21 protein-coding genes and 1 tRNA gene are annotated in these 19536 nt (G+C 39.0%); 1 reads left to right on the forward strand and 21 read right to left on the reverse strand.

The window, feature by feature from the left end; all coding sequences use genetic code 11:
* Positions 1-28: 28 nt before the first annotated feature.
* The 17 genes from KJS37_RS01960 to mvk all read right to left on the reverse strand — a co-directional run bounded on the left by KJS37_RS01960 (position 29) and on the right by mvk (position 16187).
* Positions 29-1774, reverse strand: a complete 1746-nt coding sequence (locus KJS37_RS01960; protein ID WP_213495681.1) for an ABC transporter ATP-binding protein — start codon at positions 1772-1774, stop codon at positions 29-31.
* Positions 1775-2081: 307 nt separating this feature from the next.
* Positions 2082-2152: transfer RNA gene (locus KJS37_RS01965), tRNA-Cys, on the reverse strand.
* A gap of 141 nt (positions 2153-2293) precedes the next feature.
* Positions 2294-2626, reverse strand: a complete 333-nt coding sequence (locus KJS37_RS01970) for a PTS lactose/cellobiose transporter subunit IIA (protein ID WP_017369424.1) — start codon at positions 2624-2626, stop codon at positions 2294-2296.
* A gap of 35 nt (positions 2627-2661) precedes the next feature.
* On the reverse strand, positions 2662-2982 hold the full coding sequence (locus KJS37_RS01975) for a PTS sugar transporter subunit IIB (RefSeq protein WP_017369425.1): 321 nt from the start codon (positions 2980-2982) through the stop codon (positions 2662-2664).
* A 91-nt stretch (positions 2983-3073) separates the two neighbouring features.
* Positions 3074-4510 (reverse strand): glycoside hydrolase family 1 protein, encoded by a 1437-nt coding sequence (locus tag KJS37_RS01980; protein ID WP_165713070.1) that lies wholly within the window; start codon positions 4508-4510, stop codon positions 3074-3076.
* Positions 4510-6012 carry a 6-phospho-beta-glucosidase gene (locus tag KJS37_RS01985; protein WP_213495682.1) on the reverse strand — a complete coding sequence of 501 codons (1503 nt, stop codon included), beginning with the start codon at positions 6010-6012 and terminating at the stop codon, positions 4510-4512. Before KJS37_RS01985 ends, KJS37_RS01980 begins: the two co-directional genes overlap by 1 nt.
* Positions 6013-6212: 200 nt before the next feature.
* Positions 6213-7553: a PTS sugar transporter subunit IIC gene (locus KJS37_RS01990; RefSeq protein ID WP_213495684.1), complete on the reverse strand. Its 1341-nt coding sequence runs from the start codon at positions 7551-7553 to the stop codon at positions 6213-6215.
* A gap of 24 nt (positions 7554-7577) precedes the next feature.
* Positions 7578-7904, reverse strand: a complete 327-nt coding sequence (locus KJS37_RS01995; protein ID WP_213495686.1) for a PTS sugar transporter subunit IIB — start codon at positions 7902-7904, stop codon at positions 7578-7580.
* A 214-nt stretch (positions 7905-8118) separates the two neighbouring features.
* Positions 8119-8859, reverse strand: a complete 741-nt coding sequence (locus KJS37_RS02000) for a MurR/RpiR family transcriptional regulator (protein ID WP_017369431.1) — start codon at positions 8857-8859, stop codon at positions 8119-8121.
* Positions 8860-8878: 19 nt separating this feature from the next.
* Positions 8879-9463 carry a YdcF family protein gene (locus tag KJS37_RS02005; protein WP_213495688.1) on the reverse strand — a complete coding sequence of 195 codons (585 nt, stop codon included), beginning with the start codon at positions 9461-9463 and terminating at the stop codon, positions 8879-8881.
* Positions 9463-10803: a DEAD/DEAH box helicase gene (locus KJS37_RS02010; protein ID WP_165713066.1), complete on the reverse strand. Its 1341-nt coding sequence runs from the start codon at positions 10801-10803 to the stop codon at positions 9463-9465. The genes KJS37_RS02005 and KJS37_RS02010 overlap by 1 nt, the downstream gene beginning before the upstream one ends.
* A 117-nt stretch (positions 10804-10920) precedes the next feature.
* Positions 10921-11529, reverse strand: a complete 609-nt coding sequence (locus KJS37_RS02015; protein WP_017369434.1) for a superoxide dismutase — start codon at positions 11527-11529, stop codon at positions 10921-10923.
* A 52-nt stretch (positions 11530-11581) separates the two neighbouring features.
* The gene (gene fni / locus KJS37_RS02020) at positions 11582-12637 is read right to left on the reverse strand and encodes a type 2 isopentenyl-diphosphate Delta-isomerase (protein ID WP_165711849.1); all 1056 of its coding nucleotides are present in this window, start codon (positions 12635-12637) and stop codon (positions 11582-11584) included.
* On the reverse strand, positions 12630-13571 hold the full coding sequence (locus tag KJS37_RS02025; protein WP_213495690.1) for a mevalonate kinase family protein: 942 nt from the start codon (positions 13569-13571) through the stop codon (positions 12630-12632). Before KJS37_RS02025 ends, fni begins: the two co-directional genes overlap by 8 nt.
* Positions 13558-14505, reverse strand: coding sequence for a diphosphomevalonate decarboxylase (gene mvaD, locus KJS37_RS02030; protein WP_213495692.1), 948 nt, complete (start codon positions 14503-14505; stop codon positions 13558-13560). The genes KJS37_RS02025 and mvaD overlap by 14 nt, the downstream gene beginning before the upstream one ends.
* A 182-nt stretch (positions 14506-14687) precedes the next feature.
* Positions 14688-15101, reverse strand: a complete 414-nt coding sequence (locus tag KJS37_RS02035) for a universal stress protein (RefSeq protein ID WP_165713064.1) — start codon at positions 15099-15101, stop codon at positions 14688-14690.
* 153 nt (positions 15102-15254) lie between these two features.
* Positions 15255-16187, reverse strand: a complete 933-nt coding sequence (mvk, locus tag KJS37_RS02040; protein WP_213495694.1) for a mevalonate kinase — start codon at positions 16185-16187, stop codon at positions 15255-15257.
* Positions 16188-16351: 164 nt separating this feature from the next.
* Here mvk and KJS37_RS02045 point away from each other — a divergent pair, with 164 nt between their 5' ends.
* Entirely contained in the window at positions 16352-16531 is a 180-nt protein-coding gene (locus KJS37_RS02045; protein ID WP_213495696.1) for a hypothetical protein, read from the forward strand.
* A 29-nt stretch (positions 16532-16560) separates the two neighbouring features.
* Here KJS37_RS02045 and KJS37_RS02050 read toward each other — a convergent pair whose 3' ends face one another.
* From KJS37_RS02050 to ricT, 4 genes are all read right to left on the reverse strand, one after another.
* Positions 16561-17403, reverse strand: coding sequence for a transporter substrate-binding domain-containing protein (locus tag KJS37_RS02050; protein ID WP_096368708.1), 843 nt, complete (start codon positions 17401-17403; stop codon positions 16561-16563).
* A gap of 128 nt (positions 17404-17531) precedes the next feature.
* On the reverse strand, positions 17532-18398 hold the full coding sequence (gene rsmI, locus KJS37_RS02055) for a 16S rRNA (cytidine(1402)-2'-O)-methyltransferase (protein ID WP_096368709.1): 867 nt from the start codon (positions 18396-18398) through the stop codon (positions 17532-17534).
* The gene (locus KJS37_RS02060; RefSeq protein ID WP_016171014.1) at positions 18395-18736 is read right to left on the reverse strand and encodes a DNA replication initiation control protein YabA; all 342 of its coding nucleotides are present in this window, start codon (positions 18734-18736) and stop codon (positions 18395-18397) included. The genes rsmI and KJS37_RS02060 overlap by 4 nt, the downstream gene beginning before the upstream one ends.
* 24 nt (positions 18737-18760) lie before the next feature.
* Positions 18761-19534 carry a PSP1 domain-containing protein gene (gene ricT / locus KJS37_RS02065; protein ID WP_096368710.1) on the reverse strand — a complete coding sequence of 258 codons (774 nt, stop codon included), beginning with the start codon at positions 19532-19534 and terminating at the stop codon, positions 18761-18763.
* Positions 19535-19536: the final 2 nt, after the last annotated feature.

The following is a 19536-nucleotide window of genomic DNA, read 5'->3' on the forward strand; positions in this document are numbered from 1 at the left end:
AAAAGCTGCTTCTGAGCAGCTTTTTTATTTATGATGCAACGGTCAATTGTTCTTGAACATACTGTGCATAAAGTGGGTGTGTTTTTACAAGATTACTGTGTTTACCTGCTCCCGTAATTGCTCCTTTCTCAATAAAATAAATATTATCTGCATCAACAATTGTCGATAACCGGTGGGCGATGACTAAAGTTGTTCTTCCCTTCATCAGGCTGTCCAATGCCTTTTGGACCATTGCTTCAGATTCTGAATCCAGACTAGCTGTAGCTTCATCGAGCATAAGAATTTTTGGGTTACGTAAGAAAGCACGTGCAATAGCCAAACGTTGACGTTGTCCGCCGGATATTTTTACCCCACGCTCGCCCACTTGTGTATCCAATTGGTCAGGCATATTTTCGACAAAACTTCGTGCAAAAGCTAAGTCTAGCACTTCCCATAGTTGTGCATCACTGTATGTACCGTCTAAACCGTAAGTCAAGTTGTCACGAATAGTTCCTGCCATAATCGCTGAATCTTGTGAAACAAACCCAATTTGGCTACGCCAATCTTTGAGGGCTAAGTTTTCAATATCATAATTACCCATTGTCAACTTTCCTCCTGTTGGTTTATAGAAACGCTCTAAAATAGAGAAAATAGTTGATTTTCCACCTCCCGAAGGCCCTGCAAAGGCAACGATAGTATTTGGTTTCGCTTCGAAAGTAATATTTTTCAATATTTCTTCAGAGTCATCATATGAAAAACTAATATTTTCTGCACGTAAAACTTGGCCTTCAATATCTAGGTTTTCTCCAAGACTTAACTGCTCTTGTTCTTCTTCTAAAACTTCATTCAGACGAGCTGTGGCTCCCGATGCTTTAGAACTTGCGGTAAAGAAAAGCGCTAGAGTTGGGACAGACCCAATCATGTTCATAAGGTACATCAAGAAACTCATCAAAGTTGCCATTGTCATTGCACCGATGGCAACCCGATGAATCCCATAAAGCAGTAAGCCAAAGATTGTTGACATCATTAACAACATCATAATTGGTTGCATGGAACCATCAAAAATTGCTTCACGGAGACCAATTTTATAAAGTTTATTGATATTCTTCTCCGCCGAATTTGTCGCTTGAACTTCTGCATTAGAAGATTTGACCAAACGAATTTCGCTAAGCACTTCACTTGCTGTGCCAGAAAATCCTGCAAGAGCATCTTGACGCTGGATTCCAAATTTTCGGCCAAAAGTGGCCAAGGGCATAATAATCAATGTCGCAATAGGTACGGCTATCACCATTGCTACAGTCATCTGCCAATCCATACGAAACATCATAAAAATTGAGCCGACAAGAAGCAAAAGGCTTGTTAAAGTTTGAGGTACAGTATTCGCTAAAAGATCTTTCACTTGTGTTGTATCGTTGACCAAGCGACTCCCAATTTCTCCTGTTTTGACTTCATCAAAGTACTTCACAGGAAGATGAACCATCTTATTCCACACTGTTAAACGCAATCTTTTTACTACATTTTCTCCAAAAAAACCAAGAACTGAAGCACCCACCGCGCCCAGTAAAGCAGAAAGGATATAGACCAGAACGACGTTCCCTAAAAGACCATAATCAATTCCTTGTGCAAATCCTGAAATAAGTGGCTGTATCATTTGGGGCACAATAAGTTGTAATATAGCTCCTAGAATACCTGACAACATACCTATCGCAAAGTAGGAATATTTTGGTTTACTCTTAGCAATAAGCTTCAAAAAATCCTTACTTTTTATTTTATTGGCTTTTATTTCTCTTTCCATTGGTATCTCCTTTTATTATTTAGTTTACTCGTTATAAAAACTAACAAAAATGATTATAAAACTTTTAATTAGTTTTGTCAATAAAAAACTAATTATTTTTTTAAAAAAATAGCCTTTAGACTTGGAATAGCTTTAATAGCTAAGTTCACTTCCAATCGGTAACTCATTATTTTTTAAATGCACTCATATTTTTATATACTTAGCGCGGTTCTTTAAAGTGAAAAATCGTAATAAATGCCCAACGATTTTAAAGCAAAAAAAAACTGCCGAATCCAGCAGTTTTTTGTATTATACAATCTATTGCAAAAGGCGGCAGACGGATTTGAACCGACGATCAAGCTTTTGCAGAGCCATGCCTTACCACTTGGCTATGCCGCCACAATATTAATCATTATACCGAAATTTAAGGATAAAAGCAAGAACTTTTGCAGCTTTTCAAATTTCTCCACTCAAAACTGAAGGAAAAGCCCTAAGCAATTTCTCTTAGAGCTTTTCTTTTTTCTCAAAGTGTTATCGATATTAATTTGCAGCTTTTTCTAAAGCTTGAATACGTTTTTCCTGGCTAATAACTTCTGTAGCCAAATCTTTGAAAGTAATTGCGTTCATCAAATGGTCTTGTGCGTGTACCATATAGAGATCAATCTCTGTATGAATACCTTGTGCTTCTTTTGTTAGCATATCTGTTTGAACATCATGCGCTTGGAGCAACTCTTGGTTCGACTCCTGAAGTGATTTTTCTGCTGCTTCAAAATCTCCTTCTTTTGCTTGTTGGATTGCTTGAAAGGCTAAGCCTTTGGCATTTCCACCATGCATGATGATTCCCATCACAATTTCCATTCTTTCTTCGTTCATTACATCCCCTTTTATTTCGTTATCTTTAAATTCCTTTACTTCATCAAGGCTTCTGCTGCTTCAAGAACTTTATCGCCACGCATCATACCGTAGTCTTGCATTTTGATCACATCCATTGGTACATCCACAGCTTGTGCTTTCTTTTGTACTTCTGCCTTCATGAAGCCTACTTGTGGTCCTAAGAGAAGGACATCTGGTTTAGGAGTTCCAGCAAGCATATTATCAATGTCTGCTGTTGATTTTGCGAAAATTTCGTAGTCTAATCCTTTGTCTGCTGCTGCTTTTTGCATTTTAGAAACCAAAAGAGATGTTGACATGCCTGCTGCGCAAGCTAAAGCGATTATTTTATCAGCCATAATAATTTTTCCTTCTTTTTCTTTTTATAGTCTTAAGTATACCGCTTTCATCGATTTTTTGCAAGTGTTTTCATAAAGGCAGAGAACAACTTTAGATACTGTTCCCATTCTCCTTGATGAGTGCTTGATACCAATAGTAAGAATCTTTAGGAATTCTTTTGAGACTGCCTTGCATACTTTCGTCCTGATCCACATAGACAAAACCATAGCGCTTCTGATAACCGTTCAGCCAACTGAGTAAATCAGTATAAGACCATGTGTGATACCCAATTACTTGAGCCCCATCCGTTAGAGCTTCTCTTATAGCTTTAACGTGACTTTCCAGATATTTGATGCGGTAATCATCATGAATTTTTCCATCTTCAAGCTTGTCGTATTCACCTAGACCATTTTCTGTAATCATTACAGGTATACGATAACGGCTAGTGATACGGCGTAAGGCGATACGCAGTCCTATGGGGTCAATTTCCCAATCCCAGTTGGTACGTTCAACGGCAGGATTAGTGACACGCTTGTAGAGACCTGGAATACCTTGTTCACCACCAGATCCTTTGACTCCAGTAGTATTCATTTTGCCAAGTGTGACTCCACCTTCGTGCGGATTCCAGGCATTGGCAGCTGTTTGATAATAATTAATCCCTAAAAAGTCAGGGCGGGCTGACTTTAGAAGTTCAAAATCTCCCTCTTCAGTTTCAAACATCAGACCATTTTCTTTAAGATAATTCAAAGCCACAATAGGATATTCGCCATAGCAATACACATCCATCCAAAAATTCGCAAACATTTCCTCTGCGTTTTCAGCTGCTAAAACATTAAGTGGATTAGCATCAATCGCGTAGTTTGGTGTGTAAGCAAAGGAAGGACCGATTTGGCCTAACATATCCATTTCATGAAAAGCATTGATTACAGCTGCATTAGCCAAATTTGCATGGTGATTGACTTGATAAAACAGCTTCATATCTACCTTTCCAGGTGGGTGCGTAGCCAGGATCCACCCATGTTGTGTAAAGATGTTTTGTTCATTCAAAGACACCCAATATTTCACTTTTCCTTTAAAGGCTGTAAATAGCGTTTGCGCATAATGCACAAAATCCTCAATAATCTGGCGACTTTCCCAACCTTGATATTCTTCTTCAAGAGCTTGCGGTAAATCCCAATGATAGAGAGTAACTACCGGTTCGATATGATTGGCAATCAATTCATCAACCAAATCCATATAGAATTGTAAACCTTGCTGATTAATTTCGCCCCGACCTTCAGGAAAAATACGGGTCCAAGCAATTGAAAAACGATAAGATTTTAATCCCATTTTAGCCATAAGTGCTACATCTTCTTTGTAACGATGATAGTGATCAACAGCAATGTCTCCTGTTGTCTCCTTAAAAGTTTTGCCCGGAATTCGGACAAAGTTATCCCAAACTGATGGACCTTTTCCATCTTCGTCATGCGCACCTTCAACCTGGTAAGCTGCTGAGGCCGAGCCCCATAAAAAGTTATCAGGGAAAGCTTTAAGTTTTCTGTGTTCCATTATAATTTCTCTCCGTTTGAGGCAATGACTTGACTGTACCACTCAAAAGAATCTTTCTTCGAGCGTTCCAAGCTACCATTTCCCTCATTGTCTTTGTCTACATAGATAAAGCCGTAGCGCTTTTTCATCTCTCCCGTCCCTGCAGAGACAAGGTCAATAAAGCCCCAAGGTGTATAGCCCATTAGGTCTACACCGTCGTATTCCACAGCATCTTTCATTGCCTCAATATGTGCTTTTAGATATTCCACACGGTATGGGTCGTGAATGCTACCATCTTCTTCTACTTTATCCACAGCACCAAAACCATTTTCGACAATAAAGAGTGGTTTTTCATAGCGTTCATTGAACCAGTTCATGCTATAACGTAGACCTAAGGGATCAATTTGCCAGCCCCATTCTGATGCTTCAACATATTGATTTTTTACCAAATCTCGGTTTTCAATATAATCAAAAGTCGGCGCTCCCAGATTCTCTTGATTTTCCGTTTTTTCAGCTGTGCTTGGCATGTAATTTAACTTAAGACTTGGATCAATCTTTTCTGCCTGATCTTTAATGGCAAAACTCATATAATAACTAAAGCCGATATAATCTACTTCTCCTTTGGATAAATCTTCAATATCCTCTGGGGTAATGTCCAAATCAAAGGCTTTACGTTCAAAATACTTGAGCATATAACTTGGATAATGCCCACGCGCATGTACATCAGTAAACCATAAACGACGCTGCATAGCGACTTGTGCTGCCATCATATCCTCGGGTTTACATGTTGCAGGGTAAATCGGGCACATCGCAATCATGCAGCCAATCTCAAAATCAGGATTAATTTTATGCCCTAAATCAACAACTTTAGCAGAGGCCACTAATTCATAGTGGGCTGCTTGATACATAATCTTTTCACGGTTCTCGCCTGCCACGAACTTCAAACCAGAGTTAGTGAAGGGTGCAAAATCCAGATCAAAATTTGCTTGATTATTTATCTCGTTAAACGTCATCCAGTATTTAACTTTATCTTTGTAGCGGGTCATTACTACTTCAGCAAATCTTACGAAAAAATCAATCAACCGACGATTACGCCAGCCGCCATACTCGGTAACTAAGTGATAAGGCATTTCAAAATGCGAAAGCGTGATAACTGGCTCAATACCGTTTTTCAAACATTCGTCAAACAAATCATCGTAAAATTGTAGTCCTTCTTCATTAGGCTCACTTTCATCTCCATTTGGAAAAATACGGGTCCATGCAATAGATGTCCTGAAACAATTCACACCCAACTCTGCAAAAAGTTTGACATCATCTTTATAACGATGATAGAAGTCAATGGCTTCATGATTAGGATAATTTTCGCCGGGCAAGACACCATCAGTAATTCGACGCTCAACACCGTTTGCTCCAGCAGTCATAACATCGGCAACAGAAACCCCTTTGCCTCCTGCATTCCAGCCGCCTTCAAGTTGATGAGCAGCAACAGCACCGCCCCATAGGAAATCTTTTCTTAAAGTCATTTTTCTTCTCTCTTTCCTCAAATTATATTGATTTAATTTTAAATCTTTTACAAGGTTTGAACTAGCGTGTTCGTTAATTTTTAAAATCCTCCCCTTTTATAAACGCTCAGTTCTCCTCTATAATCGTGAGCTCATATAACTCTTGATGAGCTTACGATTATAGAAGAGAGATTAAGTCAATGCTTAATCTCAACTCACTGCTATGCTTGTTCAGCTCGCTCTGCTTCGTATGCTTCTTTTTCTTGTTGTACAAGAATCGCATCGTATTTTTTAGCAAATGGCCAATATATCGCACCTGTTATGAAAATCATCAAGGCTTGCCATGCTGCACCTTGCCAACCACCAACAATCAAACCAGAAAGGATCGGTGGCGTTGTCCAAGGAACAAAGATGCCATTAAACGGTGGGATAATTCCCAGCGCAATAGCCGCATAAGTTCCAAATCCTGAAACGAGTGGTGCAATTAAGAATGGGAAAGCTAAGATTGGGTTTAAGACAATCGGCATACCAAAGAGGACAGGCTCATTGATATTAAAGAAGGCTGGTGCCAATGTTAACTTACCAATGGTTTTCATTTGAACAGAACGTGCACGGTAAATCATAAAGATAACGAAACCGAAAGTCATTCCTGAACCTGTAACCGTAATAAACTGATCCATAAAGGCTTGCGTAACAATATGTGCCCCATGATCAAGTGATAAGTTACCCTCTTGGAACAATTTGAGGTTATCGGCATTGTTAGCCAAGAGCAACGGTGTCATGATACCGCCAATAACTGTGGCACCATGCACCCCAAACCACCAGATAAATACAGGTAAGAATGCAATTAAGAAAACGCCAAGTGGTCCATCTGTAGCATGTTGTAAAGGTGTTTGAATTAAAGTATAAATCCATTCAATAGGTGTTTGATCAGTTGCCAATACAGATAGAGCGTAGATAAGCATTGCTACAAAAGTAATAACGAAAGCTGGCACTAGAGCACCAAATGAATCAGATACATTTGCAGGCACTTGTTCAGGAAGTTTGATACGGATATCTTTTTTCATGAACCATGAGTAAGACCAACCAACCAATAAACCAGCAAGCATGGCGAGGATCATTCCTTTACCACCAAGCCAAGCTGCATCAATAACACCATTTACTTGATATTCTCCCACAACAGCAGAACCGTCAGCAATTTTAGTCACTGTTGAAATAGTACTTGGTTGAAGCATCACCATGACAATAATAGAAGTCAAACCAGCAGAGGCCCCTTCGTATCCTTCACTCTTCACCCAAGAATAAGCAATACCAAAAGCTGCAAAGAGGGCCATAATACCAAATGAAGCAGCATAGGCTTGATTAAAAATAGGGGCCCAACCAATTTGTGCAATCCAGTCCGCAACATTTTGTTGAGGGAAGTTTGCTAAGATGAGGAAGATTGCTCCAATAATAATGAAAGGTATCGGATACAACATACCGTTTTTAATCGCTGTAACGGCTTTTGTATTCAAAAATTTCATCATCGGAGGCATTAATTTCTCATTGATAAATTTATTCATATTTTTACTCCAAAAATTTTATTTTTAATTCATTAGGGCATCTGCAGCTGCAACTACATTTTTGCCATTCATCATGCCATAGTCTTGCATCTTAATCACATCACAAGGAACACCTGCGGCATTTGCTTTTTTTGTGACTTCTGCTTTCATATAAGCAACTTGAGGACCTAATAAGAGGACATCTGGTTTGTTCGAACCAGAACCTGCTAACATGTTATCAATCTCTGCTACTGATTTAGCAAAAATTTCATAATCTTTTCCAGCTTCTTTTGCTGCCTGCTGCATTTTTGTTACCAACAATGATGTTGACATACCTGCTGCACATGCCAGTGCAATAACTTTATCTGCCATTTTTTTCTCCTTATTCTTTTGAGCTCAAGAATATTATAGCGTTTTCTGAAAAGGCTTTCAAATGAATTTAGGAAACACTTTTCCTGGACTGAAACAAGATAAAAATGGCTTAAATCAAGGGTTTATGACTATAATTTTCGAAATAAATATAAAAAAACTTGCAAAAATTGCAAGTTTTTTAAAACATGTTTCACATTTTGGAACAAATCGAGCGCTAATCCTCTAAAAAATGAAGCGTTTTATGGGCCAAAACTTCGAGAACCGCAACAACAGGAAGCTGGGTCGTTAAGTTTCCTAGAGGATAAAGTTTAGACCATTCCGGCGTGAGATTGTAAAAGAGTTGCAAGTCAGCCAGTCGCCCAACTGTACTGTCTTCATTATTTGTCAATGAAATAATTTGCGCACCTTCCTGCTTAAATTCTAACTCTTTATTGATAATTTGAATCGTTTCGCCAGATGCGGATAAAATTAAAGCAATAACATTGCCTGTGCCATTGATTTGGATAGCTTGGAAAGGATCGTTAATCACAAAGGCACGCAAGCCTGCATTCACAAAATATTTACACGCATAATCAGCCAAAGATCCAGAATTCCCAATCCCCATAAAAACGGTGTAATCTGCTTTAGCAATCATCTTGGCTGCTTCAGTCAGGCGCTTTTGATAGCTTTCAGAATTCATACGACGTAAAAACATATCAAATTCGAGCATGTTGTCATAATGTTGCTCTTCTGCCGTTTTAGGTTTGCTTTGATTTTTCAAAAAGAATTTTAGCTCAGACCAACCATTGAAACCCAGCTTCGTACTCATTCTTACAATTGTTGTAGTAGAAACGTGCAACTGAGTAGCCAAGCTCCGAATCGTTGCTTTTTGAACCTTGTCAGGAGATTTAATAATAAAATCAAGGACCAAGGTTTCGAGCTCATTAAGTTTGCTTATTTGTTCAGGTTGAAACATAAAAACTCCTTTATATAGCTTAAAATAATGTATATTTGATCAAATAGTAACCCAGAGCTAAACACTCTCTAGCATAATTGCCCACAGTCTGTAAAACTGGGGTCTCACTCACCGCAGCATAACCTTGAACATCTTTATATCCTTCTTTCGAAGCTAAGTAAAGGCTCCGATAAAGGTGAAAGTCGCTTGTCACGATCAGTGTCTTCCCATTCACATACTTTTGAGAAAGCGCGAAATTCTCAACAGTATTTCGCGCTTTCTTTTCTTCAATGATTCGGTCAGAGTTTATACCGTGTGCCTTAAGATATGTTGCCATTCCCTCAGCCTCAGATACAGGGGAAGCTGAACTTCGATAACCTGTGACGATGACTTGGGCTCGAGGATTTTTCTTAGCAAGTGTCAAGGCAGTATCAAGACGGTTTTTCGTGGTAGGCGCAGGCTGACCATCCAGCTCAATCTTACTGCCTAAGACTAATATTGTCTTGAAATCTTGTGCTTGCTCTCCTCGTTGACCTGCATCACTCCGTATCAAAAAGAAGCAGAAAAGGCCATAGGCTATCCCCAAAGCAAAGATTAACCCTAAAACTCGAAAGAATTTTTTCATTAGAATTTTTGTTTGCGGGCTTCACGTTGCTTACGTGCATTTTTATTGTGCTCTGCACGACGTTTTTTCGTATTTTCTTCTTCAATCGCCCATTTCAAGGCACGTTTATAGCCTGGTTTGACTTTTTTCTTACTCTTAGCCAACTGACCACGCATTTTGTTAGACAACTCTCCAGTCTTGGCTGTACGTTTTTCACGGCGGTCACGATCATAAGAATCAACAATCTCACCATTTTTCACAGCTTTTGGTTGGAACGTTACGCCCATTTTTTCAATCTCACGAATAGCTGTATCATCTGAAGGGCTATAAAGTGTGATTGCCGTTCCAGATAAACCATTACGACCTGAACGGCCGACACGGTGAACAAAGAAAGAAAGGTCACGTGGCAGTTCATCATTAATGACATGACTTACACCCTCAATATCAATCCCCCGTGCTGCAATATCTGTTGCTACAACAAACTGATAATCTAAGTTCTTTATGCTTGCCATGATACGTTTACGTTCACGTGGTGGAATGTCACCATGAATTTTCGCTGCTTTGACGCCATTGTTGACCAAGAAATGATGGATATCATCAACACGTCCCTTTGTATTGGCAAAAATCATTGCCATATAAGGATTTGTCGCCTTTGAAAGCTGTAATAAAATTTGGTTATGTGATGCGCCTTTAGTCGAAATCAACCAGTTTTCAATCGTGTCTGAAATTACAGTTTTATTCGCAATTTTTTCCATCACAGGATTATTCAAATATTTTTTAAGGAAAGGCTGTAACTTTTGTGGAATAGTTGCAGAAAAGACCAGCATCTGTACTTTTTTACCGAAGCTGGCTGCAATTTTATCCACATCTGTCAAGAAGCCCATATCCAAAGTCATGTCCGCTTCATCTACAACAAAAATAGACGCCGTATGAATAATCAAAGCCCCAGATTTAAGCAAATCTTGAATACGACCTGGCGTACCAATAACGATATGCGGTTGAGAAGATTCAAGTTTCTTGATTTGACGCGCCTTATCTGTCCCACCAACATAGTTAACCACGCGAATCGCATCGTTAAATTTGACAAATTCCTGAGCAGCATGATAAATCTGTGTGGCAAGCTCACGTGATGGTGCAGTAATGACAGCTTGGACTTCATCAAGATCCGTGTTCAATTGTTGGAAAATAGGGAGCAAGAAAGTATGTGTCTTTCCTGAACCTGTTTTTGATTCCCCTACCAAATCACGGCCTGACATTACCACAGGGATAAGTTTTTCCTGTACAGGAGTCGGCGAAACAAACTTAATTGCCTCAAGCGTTTCATTGATATAATCTTTAAAGTTAAATTCTGTAAATTTCATAGCTCCTATTATAGCATGAATAGTGCATTTATAAAACAGGGTTCGCCTTTTTAATTCCAATTCTTATTGAAAAAAGCAGAAAAGCAAAAAAAGCACCTCCGAGGTGCTCTTTTCATATTATTTAGCTTTAGCGTAAAGTTCGTTTACTTTATCCCAGTTAATTAAGCTAAAGAAAGCTTCGATATAATCTGGACGAACATTGCGGTATTTCAAGTAATAAGCATGTTCCCAAACGTCAAGACCAAGTACTGGAATTTGACCATCAGAAATTGGGTTATCTTGGTTTGCTGTAGAAACAACCTTAAGTTTACCGTAATCAAGAACTAACCAAGCCCAACCTGAACCGAAACGTCCAGTAGCAGCTGCTTTAAATTCAGCTTTAAAGTCGTCAAATGAACCAAAAGCTTCATCAATTGCTGCAGCGATATCACCTGTTGGTGCACCACCTGCGTTTGGAGCAAGCCATTCCCAGAACATTGTGTGGTTCAAGTGACCTCCACCGTTGTTACGTACCGCAACGCGAATATCTTCTGGCAAACGGTCCAAATAAGCCACTAATTCCTCAACAGTTTTATCAAAGAATTCTGGGTGTTTTTCAATCGCTGCATTAAGATTATTAACGTAAGTTTGGTGATGTTTGTCATGATGCAAATGCATTGTTTCTTCATCAAAGAAAGGTTCCAAAGCGTCATATGCGTAAGGTAATTCTGGAAGTGTATAAGCCATAGTATTCTCCTTAAATTTTAATATACTATTATTATAAAGAAATAAGAACCGTTTACAAAATTATCTGCTTATCTTTTCGCTCGTCCCGAAAATACTTCAAGTCGCGGGTATAGATAAATTCAACATCCGTTAAATCATTATACTCCCGTGCTCCGACCAAAGTATAGAGCTTTATCAAATCATCTTTCCATTGTCTAAACATTTCATCGACGGCTTGAGAACCCTGTGCGTTTAGAATGGATAAAATATGCCCAGCAGAGCTGGCTAAAGGCGCACCCAAAAGTTGAGCATGTAAGATATCTCTGGCTGATGCAATTCCTCCAGTAGCAATCAGTGGTTTAATGTTTTGTGCAAATTGAGCTTCAATAAGACTCTCAGGACCTGTAAAGCCAAAATCGTCTAAATCTAAGGTGCTGTGCCCTCGTCCACTCTCAATCCAAGCAAAGTTAGTCCCACCTTTACCACCAACGTTAATCCCTGCGACCGCTGTTTGGCTAAGCTGCTTAAACATTTTTTGACTCATCCCAAAGCCAACTTCTTTGACCACAACAGGAACATCTAATTTTTCAGCAATACGATTAATGTTTTCAAGCCAGTAAAAAGAACGATCCCCTTCGCTGTCCTTCATAACTAACTCTTGTCCAGTGTTGATATGAATTTCTAAAGCATCGGCAGAAAGCATTTCGACAGCTTTTTGCGCATTTTCTAAAGAATGACCTGCACCGATATTTGCAAAAATGAACCCCTTTGGGTTATGCTGACGCACTTGACGGAAACCTTCCTCCAATTCGGGATACTTCAAAGCAATAGATTGAGAACCAACTGCCATTGCAATATGATGATGAGCCGCAAGTTCCGCAAGCTCTAAGTTAATCTTATCGCCTTTTTTGGAGCCACCTGTCATCGCTTCTATATAAAAGGGAAATTCAAACTTGTGTTCCAAAAGAGTAACAGACAAGTCAACTTCTTGCGTAGAAATTTCTGGTAAACCATTAGGAACAATCCGTAATGCAGCAGAAAACTCTGAGCGATTTCGACCTTCGCGCCAGTACTTTAAGCCAAGTGACAAATGTTCATCTTTCCGGTGTCCGTGAATTTCTTTACTCATTTTGTTTTCCTATTCTTATTTTCTCGAGCTTCATGCCTTCTGCTTCAAGAGCGTCCCTCAAATCTGCTATTTTCTCTTCATGTTCAGCAAAAAGAATAATATTTTCGCCAAAGCCTGCTCCTGAAATTTTTCCAGCAAATTCGGGTTGGCTATTCACAATATTTAGAGCCAAAGCCAGTTGATCAGTCATATAGCCTTTTGCTTGGTTCTCGATAAGTAAAAGTTGATTTTCAAGGAGTTTTTCTTTAAAAAGAGCGAAATCCTGCATATCAATGGCTGTACTTATTTCAATAACAAGCTCATCACTTTTAGCATAAAATGCATCAGAAAGTTTGTGCTTAAGTTTTTCAACAGTCTTAGCAGCCTGATTGGTTTGGACAACATAAGGTTGCCAAGGGATACTCATAGGAAGAACTCGCTCATGATTTTCATAGAAAATACTGCCTCCATACATAATCGCAGCCACATCACCACGTGATCCGCTTCCTTGCACATCATAATGTGCTTGAGCGGCAATCTCAAAGCGTTTTTTCAAAGGGAGATTAAGCTGAAAAAAAAGATTGAGCGCATTGACCACACCGACAACGACACAGGCCGATGAACCATAGCCCTTCTTGCTTTCACCAAAACCCAGACCACTTTTGATTTCCAAGTGAAATTCTCGAGACAATTCAACTTCTTTACTCACATATTCGATTGCCGTCATAACAAAATTCCACGGTCCGCTGCGTTCAGGTTTAAATTCCTTTACTGAGAAGATGTGAGCGGGCATTGCTACATTTGTCTCCAAAAGACTTTTGTCCTCTGCTTCTGAAATAACCACTTGAAAGTCACTTTCAAGACTTGTTACCAGAGCTAGCCCTCCTGGACGAGTAACCGCATATTCTCCTGCAATAAAGAGTTTTCCAGGCACTGCTATTTTATAAGTACTCAAGTCCGCCCCCCGCATGTGCAATGTCAAAAGTAATATCTGGGAAATTTTCCCGTAGTTTTGCTAAAAGGACTTTTTCTGTCGCTCTGTCTGTGATGATTTTAACGTTTGGTCCAGCATCAATAGTGACAAAAGCTAAGAGTCCTGCTTTATAGCATTCTTGCGTAAAGGAAATAATACGTTGAGTATCTTCTGTAAAGTAATCAAAAGGTTCAACACATAGACGGTTTTGTTCATGCATACCTAAGGCATTATCTTGTGCGATCAGACCAATCTTTTCAATATCTGCCTGACGAATAGCATTCTTCATTTCTTCAAGTTGACGTGCCGATTTTTCCACCCAAGCGCTGTAAGTCGGAGCAGTTTGAGCAAGCTGCATCCCACGTGTCGAAGACATTTTCTTTTGAGCGCTTGATATTTCGGCAACAATCATGGACAAGTGAACATCTTCATCATAAAAGCTTTCTGCATAAGAGGAAGCATCGTCTTCTCCTTTGTTCCAAACCGCAAAATTACCAAAAACCGAACGCGAAGCTGAACCCGAACCCCGACGTGCGATACGTGACATTTCGGTCAAATCAGCTGGTAATTCGAGGAGTCCAAACATTGCACCTGTCAACGCGGCAAAGCTTGAAGCTGAGGAAGCCAGCCCTGCAGCGGTTGGTACATGATTTTCAGAAGTGACTAAAACGCCTGGAAAAGTGCCATGTTTTGCACGAAGCATTTCTAAAAATTGATGTACACGAGTAGCATCTGTGTTCACACCATTTAAAATCAGTTGATCCTGTTCAGCAAAAGTCACAGATGTCGTCGTATAAAATTGATCCAAAGTCATTGATAAAGAACTTGTTGTAGGAATATTCAGCGCTACATCTGCTTTCCCCCAATATTTAATCAAGGCAATATTCGTATGTGCTCTAACAGTAAATTCATTCATTTATATTTTTCCTCTTGTAGGTTAATCTCTCCTATTATAACAAAGGTGGCGTAATTTAGCCATTTGTCGTTTTTAAAAGTTATTTCTCTACTACATAAAGTTCTCACAAAAAACCACCTGATAGGGTGGCTACTTTTATACATACCTCTCGAAAGAAGAAAAGAGAATCTTTGATGTAATACTTACTTCACAACTGTAACATTACAAGGTGCATGGTTAACAACATAAGCTGTTGTAGAACCCAAGGTCATACGCTCAAAGTAATTAGAACCTGTAGCCCCCATAACGATGAGATCACACTTCTGCTCCGTTGCAAATTCAACAATTTGCTTCTTAGGGATACCCACTACAACAAAGGTTTGAACTCTGACATTGTCTTTTACAATAGCCACTGCTTCTTGCAAAATCATCTCGGAAGCTTTTGTATAATTGTGCTTAAGAATAGGCAGGGCATGTCCATATAACTTCCCGTCATCTTGCACCGTTAGGACTGAGAGTTCCACGTCGTTTAACCGCGCAATTTCCATCGCCTCTCGGAGCGCTTTATATGAGTTGTCTGAACCGTCAATGGGAACCAAAATATTTTTGTAATTCATCAAGTTTCTCCTTCCTTACTTTGCCTATATTATAATGCTTTCTAAGCATAATTAAAAGTAGCATGCATTATAAACGAGTATTCATGCTAGCTTCATGAAAAAGAAAAACCTTAAGAATCATGTATACACTTAAGGTTTCGTTATTTTTTTATTTTAAACAGAGTAAATCCATGTGTTCTTGGCACCATTTTTCAAGAGCTTTTGGCTGATACGAATCGCATCTTTTTCATTAGCTGCTAGAGCAACCATTACGCCGCCTAGACCTGAGCCTGTAAGTTTTGCTCCCAGAGCACCGTTTCTCAGTGCTGTATTCACTAAGATGTCTAGGCGCGGGTGTGAAACACCGAGTGAAGAGAGATTTTCATGCGCTTGGTTCATCACTTGACCCAGCTCTTTTAATTTATTCGTCATGAGAAAATCTTTTGAGGCTTTCGATAGCTGGCCTAGCTTTTCAATATGTCCTTGGGCTTTGACTTTATTCTCTGATAATTTCTCTCTGACTATGCTGATTGCTTGGCTGGTAAATCCGTGCACGCCAGAATCTCCAATAACCAGATAACCTGATAGATTAAGGTCAAAAGATTCTGCTGTTTGGCCTTTAATAAACCAAAGAGGCAACTCCGAGTTAACTGTTGCGACATCAATTCCTGACGAGCGGCCATGTGTAATATTTTCCGAGAAATTAGCAAAAGATAAGAGCATCTCATCTGTGAGCTCCGCATCAAAAAAATCATAAAATGCACGTGTGATTGCTGTTGCTAGAGCTGCTGATGCTCCAAGTCCTCGTCCTAAAGGAATATTCGAATCAATTTCCAGCGAAAACGGAAGTTTTACAGAATGAAATTTTTCCAAAAGGCGTAAAATAAGTTGGCGTACCCCCTCAAATTCGTCTCCTAACACATCCAATCTGCGCCGCGATTCATTATTTTCAATATATTGTCCGTATTTGATAGAAGAAATTGTAACGGTTGTCTTCAGAATAGTAACAGGTAACGCAATTGCAGGCTGCCCATAAACAACCGAATGCTCTCCAATCAAAATTAATTTGGAATGAGCGGTTCCTGTGCCCATTTTATTTGTAGTCATAACTATAAATTCTCCATTAGAGTACGCAAAGGTACTTGACAATTTTATAAAATTTGAGAGTGAAAATCAAGTAGCAATTCTTTTTTTGCCCATAATATCTAGATAAATAGGATAAATCTGTCCTTTCGTTACTGGTATTTCACCAAAAAAGTTATAATAAAGTCATGGACAATTTACGCAAAGCAATTGAAAAAATGGATATTGTCACTGTCGATGCTGCAATTAAATACAGTGGTTTAAGCAGAAAAGCCATTCTAGATTTTATACATAAAAACCCTCATCTAAGGATATTTGATGAACAAACGCAGCATTGGATCAATGAAAATGTCGACGGACATTGTTAAATACAAATAAAAAGTGCTAAATGCACTTTTTATTTGTATTGTTCCATTCCAGGAACTTGATTTCCCCCAAAATATTTTTGAGAAAGTTCTTTCAAGTAACCCTCTTCAGCCATCTTTTTAATCTCTTGGTTAAGATCTTTTTGAAGTTGAGTTTGACTATTATCAAGGACATAGTAAGTATATGTCTTGAATTCAGGATATTTTTCAAGATCGGTAGGTACTGTGTCTGATACACCTGTTACAGCATGTTCTTTGACCAGATTTTCCGCTGCTGATTTTGAAGCAAAGATAAAATCCATTTGACCATCAGAAAGTGCTTGTAAGCGCTCCGCAAGTCCACGTTTGGAGTAATCTACAGTAATTTTTTTATCTGGATGTGTAGTGTTCCACTGATCCATAATATCCCCGTAGTTGGTTCCTGTTGGAATTTCTGTTTTCTTCCCTACAAGTCCTTCAATGGTTGTAATCTTATCTTTATCATTAGAGAAAATTGCATTAATTCCTTGCGTTGTTGGGAAACTAAAGAGATACTTTTCTTCACGCGCCTTCGTTTTACCGTAGATATTCACACCAATATCTGCGCGTCCTGCATCTAAGGCTGCAAGAATAGCACTGTCATCATATGTTTTAAAGTCAAATTTATATTGGGGCAAATTTTCATCTGCTTTTTTGAGAATATCATATTCATAACCTGTCAGCTGCCCATCCTTCGTATACTCGTAAGGATTTGATGAGCCAGAGATTGCCACATTAACAGTGGTTGTTTTTTCTTGACCTGCAGTTGTGCTTTTATTTGAGTTCGAGCACGCCGCTAGCAGAGTAACGCCCGCTGCACTCAAAGCCATTAAGGTTATAACTTTATTTATTTTCATTATATCTCCACTTCCTTTTTACTTACGCTTTGATTTTAACATAATCTACACAATTTCCTTTTTTCTATGCTTATAAAAAAGGAGGACCTTCATAAAATAAAAAAGCAACCTGCAGTTGCTTTTTTATTTTATAAGTCATGATACTGGGCATAAAGCTCCTGACGTACCAACTCCCGTTCTTTCGCTACTTGCTTAATGGCAGCATTAGGCTTTATGCCCGATGCAACAAGAAGCTGAACAGCTTCTAACGGTGTGGTTTTATCTTTCACATCGTCTTTAACTTCACCATCGAAGCCAGCGACAATAATCAAACACTCTCCCTTAATCGGTTGCTCTTTTAACGAAAGTAAAATTTCAGAAATTTTACCTCGACGATATTCTTCATAAATTTTTGTTAATTCACGTACTAAGGTAACCTCTCGGTCCCCATATACCTGTGCCATATTCTCTAAAGTATCTGCAACGCGATAAGGTGATTCATAAAAAATTTGCGTTTCAGGATAAGCCATTTTGGTTTCCAAAAACTTCTTCTGTTCTCCTTTTTTACGGGGTAAAAAGCCATAAAAAATATGAGGTTGTGGGACTAAACCGGAAGCGATAAGAGCTGTTATTCCAGCTGAAGCCCCTGGCAGAGCAATCACATCGATATTTCGCTTAATAGCTTCCACAACTAAATCATGACCTGGATCAGAGATTGAAGGCATACCCGCATCAGAGACCTGTGCTAGCGATTTACCTGACATCAAAAAATCTAAAAGCTTCGGAATTTTATCAAAGGAGTTGTGCTCATGAAAAGACTCCTGAGCCACCTTAATTTCAAAATGATTAAGTAATTTTTGAGTGTTGCGTGTATCTTCACTTGCTACCAAATCCACATTCTGTAACGTTTCCAAAGCCCGTAAAGTCATATCTTGCATATTACCAATGGGCGTTGGCACTAGGTAAAGCTTGCCTGCACTTTTTTCACCTTTAAAACTTCGTTGTATATTTATCATCTGTACAAAAGCTCCAAACAGTCTAAGCAGTTTTCACCATCTTGCAATCGTTCTGCATAGTGCAAATGGCACACATGAAACCCCTCATTAAAAATTTGAATCAGGTTTGGATTAGGCTCATCCTTTGATTTTGAACTGGCTTTTTCTTCCTTTTTCTCAATATGCGCCAAGCGTTCTCGTAATTTTTCATTTTCCATACGAATTGTCGCATTTTCCTTTAAAGATTCATCCAATGCATCGCGTACTGTGGAAATTTGGCCTAATGTATAAGCCAAACTTTCCTCCAACAGCCCAAGTTGCACATAAATCTCATTTTTATCAATCATCATTTCCCCCATAACTTACCTCTACGTCAATCCTTCTCAAAGATTTACCTCTGAAACATCGAACTCTTTTATAGTATGATCTAAGCGAAGTTTAACTTTGTTATTCAAAATATTAAGCCCAATGACTTTCCCCTCACCCTCTGAAGTCGTAATGTATTCACCAAAATCAGGAAAATTTTTACGCGCTTCTCGGTAAAATTCATCTTCATAGGACAAGCAACACATTAAACGCCCGCAGAGTCCATTCAATTTGCTCTGCTTCAGAGAGAGCGACTGATTTTTTGCCATCTTAATAGAAACGTTAGGAAATTCGTAAATAAATTCTGAACAACAAAGCGGACGTCCACAAGGACCAACACCACCATACATTTTTGCAGCATCACGCGCCCCGATCTGACGAAGCTCAATACGCGTACGGAAAGTCGCTGCTAATTCTTTAAGTAAAGCTCGAAAATCCACTCTATTTTCCGACGTAAAGGACACAAAAAGTTGACTCTGGTTTAAATTATATGCTGCATTTGTAACCTTCATATCGATTCCACAATCTGCAACAATCTGGCGAATCTTCGTGCAGGCTTGTTGCGAAAGTTGTTCTGTCGTATGAATCAACTCTTCATCTACTTCTGTTACTGCACGAACAATCTCTCCAGATGTATCGATATTTTTATCTTGTGGGAGCTGTTTCATTACCCGGCCATAAGTCTTGCCCTTTTCATTTTGAATAATGACTGGAGTTCTGGGTGCAAATGCTTCATGACCACTTACAAAGGTATTTTGTTCTCCATGTGTAAACTCTACTTCGTAAATCATAT

Origin of the sequence: Lactococcus formosensis (assembly GCF_018403745.1) — a bacterium.
Classification (GTDB): Bacteria; Bacillota; Bacilli; order Lactobacillales; family Streptococcaceae; genus Lactococcus; species Lactococcus formosensis.